The organism is Nitrosococcus oceani ATCC 19707, assembly GCF_000012805.1.
GTDB lineage: Bacteria > Pseudomonadota > Gammaproteobacteria > Nitrosococcales > Nitrosococcaceae > Nitrosococcus > Nitrosococcus oceani.
Genome location: NC_007484.1, coordinates 2,304,959 through 2,324,956, shown reverse-complemented (window position 1 = coordinate 2,324,956; position 19,998 = coordinate 2,304,959). Strand labels below are relative to the sequence as shown.

Annotated in this window: 14 protein-coding genes, 1 tRNA gene and 2 pseudogenes; 10 read left to right on the top strand and 7 right to left on the bottom strand. The window is 50.8% G+C overall.

Going from position 1 to position 19,998, the window contains the following annotated elements; translation table 11 throughout:
* Positions 1-12 precede the first annotated feature (12 nt).
* Positions 13-1,446 carry an Asp-tRNA(Asn)/Glu-tRNA(Gln) amidotransferase subunit GatB gene (gene gatB / locus NOC_RS10805; RefSeq protein WP_002808624.1) on the top strand — a complete coding sequence of 478 codons (1,434 nt, stop codon included), beginning with the start codon at positions 13-15 and terminating at the stop codon, positions 1,444-1,446.
* Positions 1,447-1,467: 21 nt separating this feature from the next.
* On the opposite strand, the gene argA is transcribed toward gatB, so the two are convergent.
* Together argA and NOC_RS17495 are read right to left on the bottom strand one after the other, a co-directional pair.
* Complete coding sequence (gene argA / locus NOC_RS10800) at positions 1,468-2,850, bottom strand: amino-acid N-acetyltransferase (RefSeq protein WP_002809967.1); 1,383 nt, start codon at positions 2,848-2,850, stop codon at positions 1,468-1,470.
* A 54-nt stretch (positions 2,851-2,904) separates the two neighbouring features.
* A pseudogene (locus tag NOC_RS17495) lies at positions 2,905-3,235 on the bottom strand (transposase); the annotation flags it as partial.
* Positions 3,236-3,353: 118 nt separating this feature from the next.
* On the opposite strand from NOC_RS17495, the gene NOC_RS16440 reads away from it, so the two are divergent.
* Both NOC_RS16440 and NOC_RS18220 read left to right on the top strand, forming a co-directional pair.
* The gene (locus NOC_RS16440) at positions 3,354-3,746 is read left to right on the top strand and encodes an HPF/RaiA family ribosome-associated protein (protein ID WP_049750816.1); all 393 of its coding nucleotides are present in this window, start codon (positions 3,354-3,356) and stop codon (positions 3,744-3,746) included.
* Positions 3,747-3,770: 24 nt separating this feature from the next.
* Positions 3,771-4,631, top strand: coding sequence for a DUF2267 domain-containing protein (locus NOC_RS18220; protein WP_011330833.1), 861 nt, complete (start codon positions 3,771-3,773; stop codon positions 4,629-4,631).
* Positions 4,632-5,109: 478 nt separating this feature from the next.
* Here NOC_RS18220 and NOC_RS10785 read toward each other — a convergent pair whose 3' ends face one another.
* The 3 genes and pseudogenes from NOC_RS10785 to NOC_RS18215 form a co-directional block, all read right to left on the bottom strand.
* Entirely contained in the window at positions 5,110-5,517 is a 408-nt protein-coding gene (locus NOC_RS10785) for a TraR/DksA family transcriptional regulator (RefSeq protein ID WP_002810876.1), read from the bottom strand.
* A gap of 653 nt (positions 5,518-6,170) precedes the next feature.
* On the bottom strand, positions 6,171-7,361 hold the full coding sequence (locus NOC_RS10780; RefSeq protein ID WP_002811572.1) for an RtcB family protein: 1,191 nt from the start codon (positions 7,359-7,361) through the stop codon (positions 6,171-6,173).
* Positions 7,362-7,818: 457 nt separating this feature from the next.
* Positions 7,819-7,929 (bottom strand): annotated as a pseudogene (locus NOC_RS18215) (IS607 family transposase); the annotation flags it as partial.
* 736 nt (positions 7,930-8,665) lie between these two features.
* On the opposite strand from NOC_RS18215, the gene NOC_RS10770 reads away from it, so the two are divergent.
* Complete coding sequence (locus NOC_RS10770) at positions 8,666-9,751, top strand: MBL fold metallo-hydrolase (RefSeq protein WP_011330831.1); 1,086 nt, start codon at positions 8,666-8,668, stop codon at positions 9,749-9,751.
* 72 nt (positions 9,752-9,823) lie between these two features.
* The gene (locus NOC_RS10765) at positions 9,824-11,080 is read left to right on the top strand and encodes an NAD(P)/FAD-dependent oxidoreductase (RefSeq protein ID WP_002810258.1); all 1,257 of its coding nucleotides are present in this window, start codon (positions 9,824-9,826) and stop codon (positions 11,078-11,080) included.
* Positions 11,081-11,199: 119 nt separating this feature from the next.
* Here NOC_RS10765 and NOC_RS10760 read toward each other — a convergent pair whose 3' ends face one another.
* The gene (locus NOC_RS10760; RefSeq protein WP_011330830.1) at positions 11,200-12,447 is read right to left on the bottom strand and encodes a porin; all 1,248 of its coding nucleotides are present in this window, start codon (positions 12,445-12,447) and stop codon (positions 11,200-11,202) included.
* Between the two features lie 239 nt (positions 12,448-12,686).
* On the opposite strand from NOC_RS10760, the gene ubiK reads away from it, so the two are divergent.
* The 4 genes from ubiK (at position 12,687) to ilvD (ending at position 18,860) form a co-directional block, all read left to right on the top strand.
* Complete coding sequence (gene ubiK / locus NOC_RS10755) at positions 12,687-12,986, top strand: ubiquinone biosynthesis accessory factor UbiK (protein WP_002811780.1); 300 nt, start codon at positions 12,687-12,689, stop codon at positions 12,984-12,986.
* A gap of 228 nt (positions 12,987-13,214) precedes the next feature.
* On the top strand, positions 13,215-14,732 hold the full coding sequence (locus NOC_RS10745; protein WP_002809266.1) for a YifB family Mg chelatase-like AAA ATPase: 1,518 nt from the start codon (positions 13,215-13,217) through the stop codon (positions 14,730-14,732).
* Positions 14,719-16,725 carry a DNA helicase Rep gene (rep, locus tag NOC_RS10740; protein WP_002809421.1) on the top strand — a complete coding sequence of 669 codons (2,007 nt, stop codon included), beginning with the start codon at positions 14,719-14,721 and terminating at the stop codon, positions 16,723-16,725. Before NOC_RS10745 ends, rep begins: the two co-directional genes overlap by 14 nt.
* Before the next feature lie 281 nt (positions 16,726-17,006).
* Positions 17,007-18,860 (top strand): dihydroxy-acid dehydratase, encoded by a 1,854-nt coding sequence (ilvD, locus tag NOC_RS10735; protein ID WP_011330829.1) that lies wholly within the window; start codon positions 17,007-17,009, stop codon positions 18,858-18,860.
* 315 nt (positions 18,861-19,175) lie between these two features.
* On the opposite strand, the gene NOC_RS10730 is transcribed toward ilvD, so the two are convergent.
* Positions 19,176-19,754 (bottom strand): c-type cytochrome, encoded by a 579-nt coding sequence (locus NOC_RS10730; protein ID WP_011330828.1) that lies wholly within the window; start codon positions 19,752-19,754, stop codon positions 19,176-19,178.
* Positions 19,755-19,867: 113 nt separating this feature from the next.
* On the opposite strand from NOC_RS10730, the gene NOC_RS10725 reads away from it, so the two are divergent.
* A tRNA-Arg gene (locus tag NOC_RS10725) sits at positions 19,868-19,944 on the top strand.
* Positions 19,945-19,998 lie beyond the last annotated feature (54 nt).

Sequence of the window (19,998 nt, the reverse complement as noted above, 5' to 3'; positions counted from 1 at the left end):
TTGGGGCTACACATGCAATGGGAACCAGTCATTGGGTTAGAAATCCATGCCCAGCTCGCAACAAAGTCTAAGATTTTCTCGGGTGCGGCCACCGCCTATGGTGCTCCCCCCAACACCCAGGCTTGTGCCGTTGATTTGGGTTTACCTGGAGTGCTGCCGGTACTCAATCAGGCGGTTGTCCGTATGGCGGTCAAGTTTGGGTTAGCTATTGAAGCTAAAATAGCTAAACACTCTGTTTTTGCCCGTAAAAACTACTTTTACCCAGATTTACCTAAAGGTTATCAGATCAGCCAGTACGAACTTCCTATTGTGGCCGATGGTCATGTGATCATTGAATTGGAGGATGGTGTCGAGAAGCGTATCGAGATCGTTCGCGCCCACCTGGAAGAAGATGCGGGGAAATCTTTGCATGAGGATTTTCATGGGATGACTGGCATTGACCTGAACCGGGCTGGTACTCCCTTGCTAGAAATCGTTTCTGGCCCGGATTTACGTTCGACCAAGGAAGCGGTAACTTATATGAAAAAGATCCACACGTTAGTACGTTACCTTGGAATTTGCGATGGTAATATGCAGGAAGGGTCTTTTCGTTGTGATGCGAATATTTCCATTCGTCCTCAAGGGCAGGAGACTTTGGGTACCCGTACGGAGCTTAAGAACATTAATTCCTTCCGCTTTGTGGAGCGGGCCCTCCAATATGAAATCGAGCGCCAAACTGAAGTTCTGGAGTCAGGGGGCCAGGTGCTTCAGGAAACCCGCCTCTTCGATCCGGCAAAAAATGAAACTCGTCCCATGCGCACCAAAGAGGAAGCTACTGACTATCGCTATTTTCCCGATCCAGATCTGTTGCCGTTAGTGCTAGAGGATAGCTTTATCGATGAGGTTCGGGAAACTTTACCAGAGCTTCCCGATGCCAAGCGGAAGCGGTTCGTGATGGAGTATGCCCTCTCCGCCTATGATGCCAGCGTGCTGACAGCGAGCCGGGAATTGGCTGATTACTACGAAGCGGTGGTCAAAACCGCTGATGGAGAAGCAAAGCTGAGTGCTAACTGGGTGATGGGGGATTTGGCGGGTGCCCTCAACAAAGAAGGAAAAAGCATTGCGGACAGCCCTGTCTCTCCAGAGCAACTCGGCCAATTGATCAAGCGCATTGCCGATGAAACTATCTCTGGCAAAATTGCCAAGACCGTATTTGAAACAATGTATGCTCAGGGGGGTAAAGCCGATGAGATTATCGCACGCCAAGGCTTAAAGCAGGTAACGGATACAGCTAGCATTGAAAAGCTTATTGATGAGGTATTGGCGGCTAATCCTCAGCAGGTAACGCAGTACCAAGGGGGTAAAGATAAACTTTTTGGTTTTTTTGTTGGCCAAGTGATGAAGACCTCTAAGGGTAAGGCTAATCCTCAGCAACTCAATGAGCTATTGAAAAAGAAGTTGAGTTAAGGGGGGAGCAAGCCTAAAGGATCATAGATATTTTATAAATACTTTACTATTACGTTGGTAATTGTAGAGCACCCGTTTATTTTCTGGTAAAGCGGCTAGATCGGCAGGTTCGAATCCCCGTTCCTGAAACCAGTGGGCAGTTTGAGTGGTTAGGACGCAAAGGCGGTTAAGGCCCCGCTGTTTGGCCCCCTTTTCTATGCTAGACAGAAGGGCCGTGGCCCGCCCAGATTGGCGGTAATCAGGGTGGATTACCAAGCAGGCGAGTTCACCCATTTTTTCTTCTGGAAAAGGATAGAGTGCCGCGCAGCCAATGACGGTTCCATCTCGCTCCATGACCGTAAAATGATGAATTTCCATTTCTAATCGTTCTCGTGAGCGCCGCACTAAAAGATCCTTCTCCTCTAGGGGAGCAATCAGTTCCAGAATTCCGCCCACATCCTCAATTGCTGCCCGCCGGGTGTCTTCGAAGGCCATAGCCGTTACCAGGGTGCCTATACCATCCCGGCTAAATAGCTCCATTAATAGGGCTCCATCCAAATGCTGATCAATAATATGGACTCGAGGGACTCTGAGGCGGCAAGCATGAATAGCGCTCTGAAGGTGACCCGCAAGTTCGGGAGGTAATCCGGGAGTTGATTCTAGTAACTTTTTCGCCTCGCTGGCAGTCAGCTCCCGGGGCAGAGGAAAAGGGGCTGTGGCGGGCAAGCCACCGGTGCCAATAAAGATTAATTTATCTGCTCCCAAGGCGATGGCGGAGGCTGTGGCCACATCTTCCGCGCTAAGATTAAAGACCTCGCCGGTGGGAGAGTAACCCAACGGAGAAAGCAGAACGATGGCGTTGTTATTAAGGCGCTGCCGTATCGCTTCGACATCGACCTTACGCACTTCTCCTGTATGACGATAGTCTATTCCTTCCCTGACTCCTAAAGGGCGGGCAGTAATGAAATTACCGGAAGCAACCCGGACTCGGGCTCCCGCCATGGGGGAGTTGGGTAAGCCCATGGATAGCAGAGCTTCTATTTCAAGCCGTACCGCACCGACGGCTTCTTTAACGCAAGGCAGGGCGGCATTGTCTGTTACCCGTAGACCCCTAACATAACGTAGCTTCAATCTCCGTTGGGCAAGGGCGGCTTCAATTTGGGGGCGGGCGCCATGGACTAAGACCAGTTGGATGCCGAGGCTGCCTAGCAGGGCAATATCATGGATAAGATTTGGAAAGCTAGGCTCCTGTATCGCCTCTCCTGTGAAAGCGATAGTAAATGTGCGGTTCCGGTGGGCATGAATATAAGGGGCAGCGCTCCTAAACCAATGGACTTCGTGCAAAGGGCGATCCGTACTCAAAATGGTTTTGCCTCTATCAACTGAAATAAAAAGTAAGTGAGTCCTCGTTTCGGCGATCAGCATATTCTATGCGGGGCTGGTTGAGAAAGAGGTAATGGATAAATCTAGATAGTGTAGTCACGAGATTTTGGCCCAAAGAGCGATGCATCTCAATCTGCACAGCAGCGAGGGAGGATGCTGTGTTTTTGGCCTATTTGGTGGGGCGATACCACGTCAGTGCTTTAGGTGCAGGAAAGCATTTCCGACCAGATGGCGTAATCGGTGGAGGTCTTCGTCATATACCCTTTGCTCCGTTCGGTTTTTCCTTGGTGGAATAACGGCGCTCATCCCTCTTGCTCTTCTGCCTGTTCGAGAATAGCGTTGGGATCATAACCGCGATCACCGAGATGTTCGGCACACTTATGCCTTTTATCAGACGTCCAGCCTGTGTGCAATCAACAGGGGTACCTAATTATTGCCAGCAAGTGTTTGCTTTCTGAGAGTCCGGTGGCTACGCTGTTAGAGTAGCGTTTAATCTCGCATCTGCTTAAGGTTCAGCATTCTGTGCTGCCAAGGAGTTGAGTAGGATGAAAAAACAAAGTGCTGGGAATGATGCCCCGGTGGCCGAGATGCCAATTTATATACGCTCGGTTGGTCCCGTGCTTGGTTCCGGAGATCGGCAATACCTCAGAGGCAAACTTGGACAAAAGCTCTGCAAGTTCGTGCCTGCGGTCGAGCGCACAAGCGCGCGCGTGGAGGACATCAACGGTCCTCGTGGCGGGGTCGATAAGCGTTGCCGGATCAAGGTTGTGCTGCGTGGGCTGCCGAGCGTTGTGGTCGAGGAGCGGCACGAGGCGCTGCAAGCTGCCATGGACGGTGCCCTCACCCGGATGGAACGGGCTGTGTGTCGCGCCACCGACCGCCGCCGTACGAAACCTCTGAAAGGCCGTTCGCGAGCATTGCAAACGGCCAACGATTAATCCCTATCTAAGGAGAGTGGAGTCATGCCCCTTTACTGGTATCGCCGGCCACGGCTCGTGGTCCTCAGTTCGAAGAGTTCTGTGCTGGAAGCAGCACGTGCCATGGAGAATAATAGTATCGGCGCCATCGTGGTGCAGGATCATGGGCGTATCGTCGGCATCGTGACTGACCGGGATCTCGCCGTGCGTGCGCTGGGCCACAAGCTCGATCCCGAGAATACGGCCATCACCGAGGTGATGACCCCTTCGCCGTTGATGCTGACTCTCGCGGACAGCCGTGAGGAGGCGATAGCGCTCATGCAGCAAGGCAACGTCCGGCGTATCCCGCTCAGCGAGAACAACCGGGTCGTGGGTATGGTGACGCTCGATGATCTGCTACTCGATGAGGCCGCACCGTTGGAGGAGTTGGCTGCGATCGTCCAGGCGCAAATCGGAGAAGGCGGCCCAACCGAAAGTCCTCGATCACCGGCGCGCCGACGGAGCCTCGCTCGGGCCGAGGCGACACTGTCGCGATTGATTAACGCGGTACAGACGGAGACGGGCCTTGAGGATCGGCAACAGGCGCGGATCGCCGTCGAGACTATACTCGCGTTGTTGGTCCGGCGAGTCACGCCTGGAGAGGCGAAGGATCTCATCGCGCAGCTCCCATCGTTGTTGCAATCGCCGCTGCGTGCGCTACAGCCAGGTCCGGACAAATCCATTACCCGGGAGACCGCCATTACTGAATTGTCTCAACAGCTGGGGTTGGATACGGCACGGGCTGAAGAGGTGATCGGCACGATCGCAAAGGCAATTAGCCCGGGTCAAGTGGAGGATCTTAGACGCCAGCTTCCAGAGGATCTGCGTAGTCTGCTCGTGCTTCCCGATCCTATCGATACGGCGTGACTTGCGCCCCGGCGCTCGTCCTAAGCCGGTATTAAGAAAGCAGAAAATTGTTCAGTATTATTGTGAATGTCGCTATAGTTCGTTGGTAGTAGAATCGGGCAGAGTATGAAATATGGGCGGTTTCCAATAACCAAGTGCAAAAAATGCAGCGCGTAGCTTCGGTCAGTTGCTGATGCGCTGCCATCTCCCGTCCCTGATCCTAAGTCAACGAAAGATGCTTTTGCATCCCCGATAAGATTAGATTGGATAACTGAAACCGAGCTCACGGAGCCCTTCCGGCACTGGCGTCAACCATCCTGGCCGCTCCCCAAACCAGAAAGTAGGTGCGGGCTGGGCATATGATATGACTGAGAGCCGCAACTAGTCCATCGCCTCCGTACCGCCGCACGGTATGGCGCACATCCCTGTGTGGATAGTATCAAAAGCGCCGATCTATTTAGCTACGACGCAGAGAATAAGCCTGTTCTCTTTTATACGGTCATCGGCCCGTGTAGGGTGAAGGCGCTTGCAGTTTTTCGCGGCGTATCTGACATGTGAAGCAGCGCTTGGCAGTCGGATATGCATCCAGCCGTTTGTACCGGATAGCCTCGCCGCAGTCGATGCACAGGCCGTACTGCCCTGCCGCGATGCGCTGTTCCGCCGCAGCGATGTCACGCACCTCTCCTATATCGCGGATAATTTCGGCCTCGGTGATGTCGCGTAGCAAAGAGGCTGCCGCCTTATCGCCTGAATCGCCCACTCCGCCTACGAGATCGACATAGTGCTCATTCGTGGAGCGCGCAAGCACCTGTCGTATTTCATCAAGCAGAAGGCTCTTGCGCGCATCGATCCGTTGTGCAAAATGTGTGATTTGTTCTTTTGTAAGGGAGTTTTCAGGGGCATTCATGGCATTATGAATAGCAGGTTTTCCAAGCTGGGCATCGATCAGTGCTAATCTACTGATCTCTAAGATGGCCTTCGAGCATAGCGTTTGAAAGCGTTAATTGTCAAGCTACTTATAGCTTCAATACTATTGCTCCCGCACTACTTTTGAGGTTGAACGAAAGGTTGTTTTTGGACCTGTGATCAAGAGGATTGAGACACACAATCTCAACCGGCTTCCAATTTCGAGCGCTGCAGTTCCAACGTTCGGGGTGGGGCGAGTGACCAGGATCGCACTATTCAGTCCGGCGTGCCCGCCTGGCGAGCGTTACGAACTAAATGGCGCTGTGGCGATAGAGGTAATTGTAGTAATACCAGCTCGGTGATTCACTGCCGGGTTTTGATGACATCGGCAAACAGGTGCGGCGGATAAATCTGGCAATATTTCAAAGTCTTAAACAAAGCTTCTCAATAGGGATTGTCGTTGCTGATTGCCGAGTGGGAGAACGGTGGCATGATACCGAATCCAAGTAGCGGGCCGCAGTTGCCCAAGAGTAAACCTTTTCAAATCCCTGCTTCCAGAATGATTCATTGTAAACCTACTTCAGCCTTGTTGTCGCATCCTCTTGCTTTAATAAGTGAAAATTACAAGCAACGGATATCTGGCACAGGGGGGTGTTAACCCTTGATGACAGCCAGTGGCTGCAGCTCGATTTGCACGTCGACCAGATCGACCTGGTTTGCCATTACCTCATCGATGTCCTTGTAAGATCCCGGCGCTTCATCCAGATCCTTGCGGTGGCGGATAGCGTGTAGTATTCCTCGGTCTTTCAGGGCCTTTACCTCTTCCTTCAGATCCAGTGTTTTGCGCGCTTTTGTTCGGCTCATGATTCTTCCGGCACCGTGCGCGCACGATTCGAAAGACTGGGCTTCTCCTTTCCCTTTCACGAGAAAAGACCGTGTGCCCTGGGAGCCGGGGATCATTCCCCATTCTCCTTTTCGGGCTCGCGTCGCGCCTTTTCTATGGACGATGACCCACTCTCCAAAATGTTTTTCCTCGGCCGCGAAGTTGTGAGGTTTATTGATAAAATCCGCGAATTCGACCTCGGGTAAAATCTCGGTAAACGCCGACCTGGCCCGTTCCATCATCAGTTTTCTGTTGGCCAGTGCAAATTCGAGGCAATAGTTCATTTCGTTCCAATACAGTTTGAAATATTCAGACGTTTCGGGAATATATGCCAGTTCCTGCGACACGTCCTCGCCGGCGTCCTGGTTCATCTTTTTCGCTACGCCCTCGTAATGGTTGGCCACCGTGAAACCAATGTTGCGGGAGCCGGAGTGAATCATAATCCAGATATAGCCATCCGATCCCTTTTGTATTTCGATGAAATGATTGCCTCCGCCCAATGTACCGATCTGATAAAGGGCACTTTCATACTCTTGCTCAACAATGGGTAATTCCCCCTTTCTCTCAGGCATCCAGGCTTCGTCTTGACGCGTTTTGTGATGCTCAAAGCCCACAGGAACGGTCTTGCGGATGATACCCATGATCTCTTTCAGCTTTGGCGTTTCGATATGCTCGAGATTGGTCCGCAAGGAACACATGCCGCACCCAATATCCACACCGACAGCATTGGGTATAATAGCCCCCTTGGTGGCCAATATAGCACCGATAGGCATGCCGTAGCCTTGATGGGTATCAGGCATGATAGCAATGTGTTTGAAGGCAAATGGAAGATTCGCAAGATTTCGCGCCTGCTCCAGCGCCCCTTCTTCCATTTGATCCTCTTCCAACCACAGTTTTATTGGCAAGTTATCCGTTTCAATGATCGCTTTCCCATTGGTGCGTATGGTGCCGTCGTGTTTCACTGTAGACTATCCTTGTGTTTTAAATAATGCAGAAAATGCCACTCATAAAAATCTAAAATAATCTATGAAAACATGGCCTTATTCACACCGTCAACACCGACGCCGCTAGCGCGGTCTTACTCGTCTCTGGCCTGGATTTTACGTTTGGCTTGAGCGTGTCCCGACGATACTTGTTTAAGTTTATTGCGGCGTTTAGGTCCCAGTCTTATGGTCAATCCACAATCATACCCCAGTTCTCTATCCGATAGCGTTATTTCATGAAATTGGCTGTAACCTGGACACATCAAGACTAGAGGGGGAAAACCTATCCCCCAGTTCAACCGCACAGCCACGAAGATAGCCTTTGTATTCGATACGTTGGCGCAACATGAAGCACGGTATTCTTTTGCTTAGCTATTCTGGCGTGCAATTTGGCTGACCGTTGCTTGGGCTATCGCTTGGTGCTTTGGCTCCCCTATAGCCGTGCTGAAAATACCGTGATGGTCTTAAGCGCATCTTGGGCTAGCTCTTCCTCAAAACTCTTCGGCTCTCCTTTATGGATAATCGCGATCTCGATTCCCTGAATTTCATCACGGAAGCCCTGCCGTTTAGGGCGGAGAGGAAGCGCCAGCCTAACGGGTATGCGGTTAAGCTAGGAAAACCGCTCCTGATACCCAATATAGCGTGCTTTGATCTCATAGGAATTGAGGGAGTACAGCTACAAGCCTCTTCCTTCAGGGAGAGGTCGTTGACACAAGGTAAGCACCAGCTAGGATCCCAATTTTAATAGCCGGTCTTTGTGGGTTCGGTTATATAGTGTATATAGCGGGTTCCGCTTTTGATTTTTCTGGCGGGTAGAAGCTTAGTAGTTTCGCCAATTTTCAGTAGCCCTTATGCTAATTTTTTGGCAAATCCAGGAAATAAAATAGAGGCACAGTTGGGGGTATCTATGCGGCTTGGCATTTTTCTGACCGAGAACTTATTCTGCGCCTTAACTCCAAAAATAATTTTGCAATTTTCATCTTCAGGGATGAGATCACCCAATGCCAGCAAAGCAGGTCCGGAATCAAAGGAAGTAGGCTAGCAGCCCAGGGGAATGTAACTGCTTTGAGCGTTTTATTTATCAAACACTGCATCAATTATCGTTTCAAATTAAAGCCTATGTTGAAGCAAACAGGGCCTAAGTCAACAGGTAAAATACATTTTTTCTCCATTTTTCAACTTATTGAATAACGACAACGACGTTGGCACCAGATTTGTATTATTCTCGTTAATACAGAGTCTCGTGAAATCGTGGTTACCAATTCAGCCTAATGGAGTGCATTATGATCTTTCGGCAGCTATTTGACCCTGAATCCTCGACCTATACTTATCTTATTGGTGATCCGGCTACTAAAGAAGCAGTATTTATTGATCCAGTGAATACCCGTGTTGATGAGTATCTAAATCTACTTAATAAGTACAATCTTAAACTGAAATATTCTTTGGAAACCCACGCCCACGCTGATCATATCACCGCTAGTGGTTTGCTGCGCCAGCACACCGGGGCCAAGACAGGAATTGGGCAAGCTTGCGGCGCGCAATATGCTGACTATCAGCTCAAAGATGGCGTTGTGTTAGCTTTTGGCCAGGGCGAGGAGATTAAGGTGCTTGCCACCCCTGGCCATACGCCTGGGAGTATCTCCTATCTGTGGCGTGATCGGGTGTTTACCGGCGATGCGCTGCTTATCAACGGTTGCGGGCGCACCGATTTTCAAGGTGGCGATCCGGGGACATTATACGATTCGGTTACTCAGAAACTATTCACCTTGCCTGGCGAAACCATCGTTTATCCGGGGCACGATTATAATGGTCGCTGGGTCAGTTCAGTTGAACAGGAGCGTACCGGGAACGGACGGCTTGCGGGCAAAACCCGCGCTGAGTTCATTGAAATTATGAATAATTTAAATTTGCCCAAGCCCCGGCTTATCGATGAAGCTGTTCCAGCAAATAGGCGCTGTGGCTTAACCGAGGAAGAAATTCGCCAGGATACTATGATGGGCGAGAAACGCGTCAGCACGCCACAGGATTTAGTACAGGAGGCCAGGAAGCAGGTCCGTGAAATTGACGTTGCCACCGTGAAGCAAAGGTTGGGCGATGGTAAAACAGCCATCATTGATGTGCGGGAGCCGGAAGAATTCGCGGCGGGTCATCTGCCTGGCGCTATCAATGTACCACGTGGTGTTTTAGAGTTTCGCTTAGGTAATACTGCGGAGCTGGCTGATCCTAATATCCCTATTATTCTGTACTGCCAAACAGGTGGGCGCGCAGCATTGGCTGCCTGGTCGCTCAAATGCCTTGGTTATACTGATGCAACGCTAATAGCGGGCGGTTATGACGCATGGCGAGCAGCCAAGCAGAACGCTGATTAGTCTTACTCAAAACACATTACTGGATAATACTATATATCCTATACAGAATCATGATCTGAGGAGGAATTCATCATGGCCCAGACTCATCACAGGCTGCTCATTGTGGGTGGCGGCGCCGCTGGTATTTCAGTGGCGGCCAATATGCGCCGTAAGGATAAAGCCATGGACATTGCTATTATCGAACCTAGTGAGGTTCATTACTATCAACCCGCATTTACGTTAGTGGGGGGCGGCGTCTATGATTTTGACAAGACCAAGCGCCAGGAACAGGATCTGATTCCTAAGGAGGTGGAATGGATTCGCGACTATGCCGAATCCTTTCAGCCAGAGAGTAATTCGGTTACATTGCGCTCGGGAAGTTCGGTGAGTTACGATTATTTGGTCGTTTGCCCTGGTATTCAGCTTGATTGGCAGAAAATCGAGGGACTTAAAGAGACTCTTGGCAAAAACGGCGTCAGCAGCAATTATTCTCCGCACACGGCGAGCTATACTTGGGAATGCCTCCGGGATTTCCAGGGAGGCACAGCCTTGTTTACCCAGCCGCCGATGCCTATCAAGTGCGCTGGTGCGCCACAAAAAGTGATGTATCTAGCCGCAGAGCGGTTTCGCCAGCGTAAGGTACTCGATAAAGCTAACCTAGAATTCTGCAATGCCGGTCCCACGATGTTCGGTGTTCCGTTTTTCGCCGAAGCTCTAGATAAAGTGGTAGCCGGTTACGGCATTAAAGCGAATTTCGGTTGTAACTTAGTTGCCATAGACGGACCCGGCCATACCGCAACTTTTGAGACGACCGGGGCCGACGGTAGCAAAGAAAGAATCAATAAATCCTTCGATTTTATCCATGTAACGCCGCCTCAAAGTGCCCCTGACTTTATTAAAAACAGCCCTCTGGCTAATGCCGCAGGATGGGTGGAATTAGATGAAAATACTTTGCAGCACCCCCGCTTCAGTAATATTTTTGGTCTTGGCGATGCGGGCTCGACGAGTAACGCCAAAACCGCTGCAGCAGTGCGCAAGCAGGTTCCGGTCGTGGTGCAGAATATCCTGGCGCTGATAAACGACAAAGCACTCGAGCCAAAATACGATGGCTATGGCTCGTGCCCACTGACCACTTCATTGCACCGTGTGATGCTGGCCGAATTCTCCTACGGCGGCAAGGTAACCCCATCGTTTCCTATACTTGACCCACGCAGTAACCGCCTAATCTGGTGGTGGCTGAAAAAATACGGCCTCCCGCCCCTGTACTGGGACTACATGCTGAAAGGCTATGACTGGGATATTCCGCACAAGGCATCTTATGCAGAGAAACTGGTTGCGGCAACCGCATAAGGGAAACTGGTCTGACGCTAATTGAATTTTTCGCCAGACCAGTTGTTTTAAGCAGGGCAAAGTCCATGTTTTTTCTGGAAAGGCTCTCTAAAGAATCGTCCTATGGCTGAATTACAGCGTTAGAATTGAACGATAATGTCCGCAGCGACAACAAATTGATTCTTATCGCTGTTATTATCAAAAGCCTCGAAATTGGTGGCCCAGTCATAACGTACTTCTGGACGAACGGTGACCCATCTTAATGGTCGCCAGTTCAAGCCGCCGGTGATGGCAAAATAATTTGCGGCGGCGGAAACCGGGAGACCGGAGCTATCATTGACAAAGACACGGGTGCCGTCGTCATCGCGGAACCACTCGAACCGTAAACCCGTGCTTACAGTTTCATTGATATCATAAAATAAATATTGATTGATGCCAAACCATTCCGCCGATTTGTTGTTATTAATGGCACGCTGTTCTATGCCTAGATCGTGCTGAAAAGTATAGTGAAGCCGATCAGTGAAGTCGTGGTTGAAGACCACGCTATAGAGGGTGCGATTGTTATCAGGATCATCTGGGGTTCCCCCCACATCAGAGACATCGCCCGTGATGATGGCGACAGCCAAGGAGGTTCGCGCATCATCACTGCTCCAGCTTACCCCGCCTAAGAAATTAAGATTTTCAGCATCTTTGGAAAAATTGTCCCAACCGAGAACGCCGCCACCATTGATGCTAATATTATCGGTCAAGGGGTAACTGGCTAGAAAACCAGTATGGGTGAAGGGTTCGCCATACTGCATCGTATAGGCATGGGAATAGAAGAAGTTACCGGGGGCCGTCACGACTTCATTACCGATGATAGTATAAAAATGACCAAGCTTTACCGTGATGCCGTTGCCATAGGGAGCATAGGCTTCCACGTATAGTTGCGGGATAGCAAATTTGTAGAAGCGAAAAGTATCATCACCGATGATGTTGTCATCTAGGCCCGCTGCCTGGGTGAAACGGGCATCGGTACCAAAAAGAAAATCGACCCGCCCGCCAAAGTCCCAGCGATCGCCCTCGACATTCACGCCGCGTTCAAAGAACAAATAGGCTTCGTTTCCCATGAATTCGTTGGCACGGTCATTAAAGGTAACGGGTCCATTGAAGTTATCACGGGGATCGTCTGGATTGATAGTATAGCCGCCTTCTAGCCAGCCATTAATCGTTACTCCTAGTGACTGCATGAATTTTGTTTCATTGATATTGATGCCGGTTAAGGCATCGAAAAGTCCTGTGGTTTCTCTAAAATCTTCTGCTTGTACACCGCCTGCGGTGGTCAGAAATAGCAGGCATCTCAGCCATGGATGGAGACGGGTTTTTTTGCTTATCGCAGTAGTATTCATATTATTTCCCATCTATTTATTGTGATATGTGACGCTTTAAATCGAATCATCGTGGGGATGAGGGGTTACCGCTTATGGTTTTAAAAAGATCCTCATGTGCCCACAAAGAAGTGTACACTCTGTTTTAGCTTAATTTAAGCTTATATTGCTTCGCTTTTGAGTGCTTTAGATCCAAAAAGGACAAGATGTAGGATATACTTAATTGTTGTGATTACGCTAGGCTATAGAGGGATAAGCCGATGATTGAATCGAAGCTTTTAGATGAACTCGCCCGCAAGCTGGCAGAGGCCGTTCCGCCGGGCTTGCAGGATTTTCAGAGGGATGTAGAAAAAAATTTTCGTGCCGTTTTGAGTAGTACTTTCGCTAAATTGGACTTGGTAACCCGAGAAGAATTTGATCTTCAGCAAGCAGTGCTAGCACGCACCCGCATGAAGTTAGAGCATTTAGCTACTCAGGTTGCTTCCCTTGAGGAGCAAATCGGCCTTTCCAAGACGCCACAAGAATCCCAGAAAGCGCCAGAGGAGAAATTAATAGAATAGATTCGGATTGAGACTAGCACTTAACAGCTCCTGCTAAAAATACACTATCTCCTAGAGAGTTTATGAGCATTATTACCTTATCCTCATCTAAAAGATGAGTAAACAATGCGCTCGGAGAGGTATACAGGGGAAGATAGAGGAGATATGACTGCCGCTCAAAAATCCTTGGGAAATGTGAGTCTTTGCAAGATCCAATTGCAAGATAGATAAGAAATACCTTATTCATAGATGTCGCTAGCGATTGCCTACAGCCGGGCTCAGGCGGGCCTGGATGCCCCTTTGGTGACTGTGGAAGCCCACCTCTCAAATGGTCTCCCCGCTTTCTCCATCGTGGGTCTGCCAGAAACCGCAGTTAAGGAGAGCAGAGAACGGGTGCGAGGCGCACTGCTCAACTGCCATTTTGAGTTTCCGGCGCGCCGTATTACGGTAAATCTGGCACCTGCGGATCTGCCCAAGGAAGGGGGGCGCTTTGACTTGGCGATTGCTTTAGGTATTTTGGCTGCCTCGGGGCAGATTTCCTCACCTGCGTTAAGGGCTTATGAATTTGCCAGCGAGCTTGCCTTAAGTGGGAAGGTGCGAAGTATCCGTGGAGTGTTACCTGCCGCATTGCAAACGGCAAAAGCGGGCCGTAGTCTAGTGGTCGCTGAAGAAAATGCTCCCGAAGCGGCCCTCGTGTCCACGGTTGAAGTATTAGCGGTTTCCCATCTATTAGAAATTTGCCAACATCTTCGGGGCGAGTCACGGCTAACTCCCTTTACTCCCAACCCTCTTAAAGTGGTTGCCGATAAAAGAGGGGATATTGCAGATATCCGGGGCCAGTACCATGCCAAACGAGCGTTGGAAGTGGCAGCCGCAGGGGCTCATAATTTGTTAATGATCGGACCACCAGGAACTGGCAAAACCATGCTGGCCAGTCGCCTGCCGGGGATTTTGCCTGAGATGGCCGAAGCCGAAGCGTTGGAAAGCGCCACTGTACAGTCAATCAGCAGCCAAGGTTTTAATTCTAGCCGCTGGCGCCAACGGCCTTTCCGAACTCCCCATCATACGGCTTCTGGAGTAGCCTTGGTAGGCGGGGGCGGGCAGCCACGGCCAGGGGAGGTATCCTTGGCGCACCATGGAGTGCTCTTTCTCGATGAGTTGCCAGAATTTGAGCGTCGGGTACTGGAGGTTCTTAGGGAACCCCTGGAATCGGGCCGCATTGTTATTTCCCGGGCAGCTCAGCAGGCCGAGTTTCCGGCTCGTGTACAGCTGGTGGCCGCCATGAATCCTTGCCCCTGCGGTTATTTAGGCGATTCCAAAGGCCGTTGCCGATGCACCATAGAGCAAGTACAACGTTACCGGGCCCGGATTTCCGGGCCTTTATTAGATCGCATCGATATACAAATCGAGGTGCCACCCGTACCTTTGCATCAGTTACGAACCGAAAGTGAGAGCAGGATGGAAACGAGTTGCCAGGTTCGAACTCGGGTGGAAGCAGCGCGGGAGCGTCAGTTAGCCCGTTTTGGGCAACCTAACAGCAGGTTAGGCAATCGGGAAGTGGAACAGATTTGCCGCCTTGGAGAGAAGAATTATCAGTTACTGGAGCGGGCCTTGGAGCAATTAGGGCTTTCGGCGCGCGCCTACCACCGTATATTGAAAGTTGCCCGGACGATTGCCGATTTGGAGGGAAGTGAAACTATTCGCACGCCCCATCTTTCCGAAGCGATTGGTTACCGGCGATTAGACCGTTCCCTTGCCAAATCTTAACCCCCAACAGCGTTTGGCAGTCCGCCACATCGATGGCCCCCTGTTGGTGTTGGCGGGAGCTGGCAGCGGTAAAACCCGAGTGATTACCCACAAAATTGTCTATCTCATTGAGCAATGTCATTTGTCGGCGCGATCCATTGTGGCGGTGACGTTCACCAATAAAGCCGCCCGGGAAATGAAGTCTCGGATAGGACAATTACTAACTAAGGGAGAAAGCCGGGGATTAGTTGTTTCTACCTTTCACGCTTTGGGACTCAATATCTTGCGCCGCGAACACGAAATTCTCAGACTGAAAGCGGGTTTTTCTTTGCTGGATGCCCAGGATAGCCGCGCACTTATCTGCGATCTCCATCAGCAAGAGTTTAGTAGCGGCGGAGAGGAAAGCAGCTTCCAGTGGCAAATTTCCACCTGGAAAAACGCATTAGTGACGCCTGAGGAAGCCTTATGCAGGGCCAGCAATGATCAGGAAGCCATAGCAGCCCAGCTTTATGCCGCTTATGATCGGCGCCTGCGGGCTTATAATGCTGTCGATTTCGATGATTTGATTGGTTTACCTGTTCATCTTTTAACGACGCGCCCGGAAATTCTCAGTCGTTGGCAAAATTATTTCCGTTATCTGCTAGTAGACGAGTATCAAGATACCAACGCAGCCCAGTACCAGTTGGTTAAGTACTTAGCTGGAGTGCGGGGTGCCGTTACCGTGGTGGGAGATGATGACCAATCGGTATACGCTTGGCGGGGCGCCCAGCCGGAAAACTTGCATCAGCTCAAAGAAGATTTTCCCCAGCTTACGGTTATTAAGCTAGAGCAGAACTACCGCTCCACCACTCGCATTTTGCGGGTAGCCAATCAACTGATTAGCTCTAATCCCCATGTCTTTGAAAAACGACTTTGGAGTGCCTTAGGCGAAGGTGATTCCATTCGGGTGTTGACCTGCCGGGATGAGCACCATGAGGCAGATAGAGTCGTTGCCGAACTGATGTACCATCGTTTTAAGTACCGCACGGCATGCCGTGATTACGCCATCCTATACCGGGGCAACTATCAATCTAGGCCCTTTGAGCGGGCTTTGCGGGCCCACGGCATCCCTTATGTTCTGAGTGGAGGGACTTCCTTCTTCGAGCGAGGCGAAGTCAAGGATATCATGGCTTACCTGCGCCTGTTGGCTAATGAGGATGACGATAATGCTTTTTTACGGGTGGCTAATACGCCGCGCCGGGGAATCGGAGCGGTCACCCTGGAAAAACTGGCGGGATACGCGGCTTTGCGGGGGCAGAGCTTGTTAGTCTCAGGCTTTGAATTAGGCTTAGGAGAGCATCTTTCCGGTGAAGCCTTGCCTAGGCTGCGCCGATTTTGCGAGTGGGTTGTGGATTTGGCTGATCGGGGCCGCCGTGGCGATCCCATTGCGGTGATAAAAGACCTCATTGCTGACATTGATTATCGTGCCTGGCTTGATGAAAATTGTAATGATCGGCGTACCGCAGAGCGGCGGATGGCTAATGTGGAGGAGCTGGTAGGGTGGCTGGAACGCCTCTATCAGCGGGGAGATGAACGCCGGGCCCTCGGCGATTTGGTAGCGGAAATAAGCTTGCAAGATATCCTGGAGCGAACCCAGGAGAAAAAGGACCGGGATGCGGTTAACTTATTGACGCTCCACGCCGCCAAGGGCCTAGAATTTCCCTACGTTTTTATGGTGGGGATGGAGGAGGAATTGCTACCTCACCGAACCAGCGTGGAGCAGGGCACTTTAGAGGAGGAACGGCGCTTGGCTTATGTGGGAATCACCCGGGCCCAAAGGAGTCTTTGTTTTACTATGGCGGAAAAGCGTCAGCAGTATGGGGAAACCATCTTGTGCGAACCCAGTCGGTTTTTGTCAGAACTACCGGCTGCGGATCTTCAATGGGAGCGGGAGGGAATTCCCCGTGACCCCGCAGAACGGATGGAGAGGGGTCAAGTGCATCTGGCTAATTTGCGGGAGATGCTCCGTCAGTAGTCGTCATTTGATGATTTGGTTTTTGCACGATTGGTTGGAGAATTTTAAAGTTTGCGGTTAAGCCCTACTCGGCTTGCAGTAATTCGCGTTTCCCGGCAGTTCTTGGCGAAGGGTTAACTTGGGTTAGGTCTGAGAGTTGTTATCGCCCTGCGTGCTTTCACGTTAGATTTTCCTAGTCGGCTTTTGCCTAAGTTACATTAAAGTATCTCTGGTTTCCATGGAGGGATAAGAGGTAAAATAAGCTCTGATTAAGATTAAACTGATTTTTTTGGAGGTGGCTTATGCCCGCTTATCGATCCCGAACGACGACTCACGGTCGTAATATGGCTGGTGCCCGGGCCTTGTGGCGGGCCACCGGTATGAAAGAGGGCGATTTTGGTAAGCCCATTATTGCCATTGCCAATTCTTTTACTCAGTTCGTCCCCGGTCATGTCCACCTCAAGGATTTAGGACAGCTAGTCGCCCGGGAGATTGAAAAAGCCGGGGGGGTGGCCAAGGAATTTCATACTATTGCCGTGGATGACGGAATTGCCATGGGGCATAGTGGCATGCTGTATTCTCTGCCTTCGAGGGAAATCATTGCCGATTCAGTAGAATACATGGTCAATGCCCACTGCGCCGATGCTTTGGTGTGCATTTCTAATTGTGACAAGATTACTCCGGGTATGCTGATGGCTGCCATGCGCTTAAATATTCCAGCAGTATTTATCTCGGGTGGGCCCATGGAAGCGGGCAAGGTTAAAATTCGGGGTAAGAGTGTAAGCTTAGATTTGGTAGATGCCATAGTGGCGGCGGTTGACCCTGCTGAAAGCGATGCCGATGTAATGGCCTATGAGCGCTCAGCTTGTCCTACCTGCGGTTCTTGCTCCGGGATGTTCACTGCTAACTCGATGAATTGCCTGACCGAAGCCTTGGGGTTAGCGTTGCCAGGCAATGGTTCCTTGCTGGCGACTCATGCTGACAGGAAAGAATTGTTCCTAGAAGCAGGACGCTTGATTGTGGCGTTGGCAAAACGTTATTACGAGCAGGATGATGAAACTGTTTTGCCGCGCTCAATTGCTAATTTTGGGGCTTTTGAGAATGCCATGAGTCTGGATATCGCTATGGGCGGTTCGACTAATACGGTGCTTCACTTGCTGGCCGCTGCTCAGGAAGGGGGAGTGGATTTCACGATGGCGGATATTGATCGCTTGTCCCGTAAGGTGCCCAATTTGTGTAAAGTGGCTCCTGCAACGCCAGAATATCACATGGAGGATGTTCACCGGGCGGGGGGTGTCATTAGTATTTTGGGGGAATTAGATCGGGCAGGATTGATCCATCGCCAAATGGCAACCGTTCATAGCCCGACCTTGGGCGCGGCGCTTGACCAATGGGATATCGTCCGTTCCAGCTATGAGGCTGCCCAGAGTCGCTATCTTGCCGCTCCGGGGGGTGTCCCTACCCAAGTGGCTTTTAGCCAAGGGAATCGCTGGGAAAGTCTGGATTTGGATAGGGCGCAAGGTTGTATTCGCGATATTGCCCATGCTTACAGCAAGGATGGGGGGTTGGCGGTGCTTTATGGTAACCTCGCAAAGGATGGTTGTATTGTCAAGACTGCTGGAGTAGACCCGTCGATATTGATTTTTTCCGGGCCGGCCCGGCTATTTGAGAGTCAGGAGGCGGCGATAGCAGCTATTCTGGGAGATAAAATTCAGCCGGGTGACGTTGTGCTTATTCGTTATGAAGGCCCCAAGGGGGGACCTGGAATGCAGGAGATGCTCTATCCCACCAGTTATCTGAAATCTAAAGGATTAGGCGAAGTCTGTGCGCTCATCACGGATGGCCGCTTCTCTGGAGGGACTTCGGGACTTTCTATTGGCCACGTTTCTCCTGAAGCGGCTGAAGGTGGCACCATCGGTTTGGTGGAGGAAGGTGACAGAATTGAAATCGACATTCCTCATCGGCGTATTCATCTCGCAGTGGACGAGGAGGAATTAGCACAGCGCCAAAGAGCCATGGAGGCAAAGGCGCAGCAGGCTTGGCGGCCAGTTAATCGCAATCGTACTGTATCCCTGGCGCTGCAGGCCTACGCGGCGCTCACCACCTCAGCAGCGAAAGGTGCGGTTCGGGACTTGGGGCAACTTAATAGATCATAGAACTGCCGATGCCGCGAAGGGGTAGGGGCGCAGAGAAGGGATGCCAGATGAGACGTTTATTTGGGAAAGCGCTCCTCCCTAACTCTAACAGGGAGAGGCGTAGTAGTGATGAGATTGGGGTTTCGCCCTGACTAATAGCAATGGCCTCCGTTGGTTGACTGTTCCTCGCGCTCGATGCGCCGTTTCACTTCGTCTGTCTATGCGCGTCTGCACGCATAGACAGACGCTTTCGCTAGGGGGACATTAATCATCGCCGTTTAATTCCAACGAAGCACCCAGATAAGGTGCTGTTTTTAGGGAAACTTGGATTTTTCCTTATTTTTCTAATTGGGAAATAAGGTAAGCAATTGCAGCGGCGATGTCTTCATCACTGAGGTTAGGATTACCGCCTTTGGGCGGCATAGCCTTGTAACCTTGGGTGGCATGTTGAGTTAGAATTTCCACGCCTTGAGTAAGGCGAGGCGTCCAGTCTTCCGCATTCCCAATCACGGGGGCTCCCGGCAAATTGCCGGTGTGGCAAGCGGCACAACTATTTTTAACTATTGTTTTGCCATGGTTGAGCTGGGACTCTTTTCCCTTAGTGGCTGGCGGTGTCTCGTCATTGTTAGCAGCCGGGGCGTTTTCTTTGTTTTTTGCAGGAGCAGGTGCTGCTGGTGATTTTTCTTCAGAGCTTGCAGGGGTATCGGGCGTTTCGCTGGTTTTTTCCGGTGCGGAGGCAATATTTACTTTCCCCGCTGGTTCGATACGCTTAGCGATGGCTTCTGGAGAACTGGTTTCGGCAGTTTGTTCCGTGCATCCAGCAGCTAAGAGGGAAAGAGTAACTATTCCCATACCCATAATAGAAAGCAGGCATTGAGGGGAAAGAAAATTCATTTTATGAATTTGTTTGTTCATGGTGTTAGCTGTCCTGATTAGAATTAATGTGTTATTAGGAGATAGGTTTGAATATTATTTTTGCTAAGAACATAGACGCCTACGCTAGAAATAGGTATCCTTCTCTATTTTAGGCGCCCGTAGCTCAGTTGGATAGAGCGTTGGCCTCCGGAGCCAAAGGTCAGAGGTTCGAATCCTCTCGGGCGCGCCAAGGTTAGTGGGTTTTATCCTCTTATGGATTCATGTTTGGCGCAGGCGCTCCCTA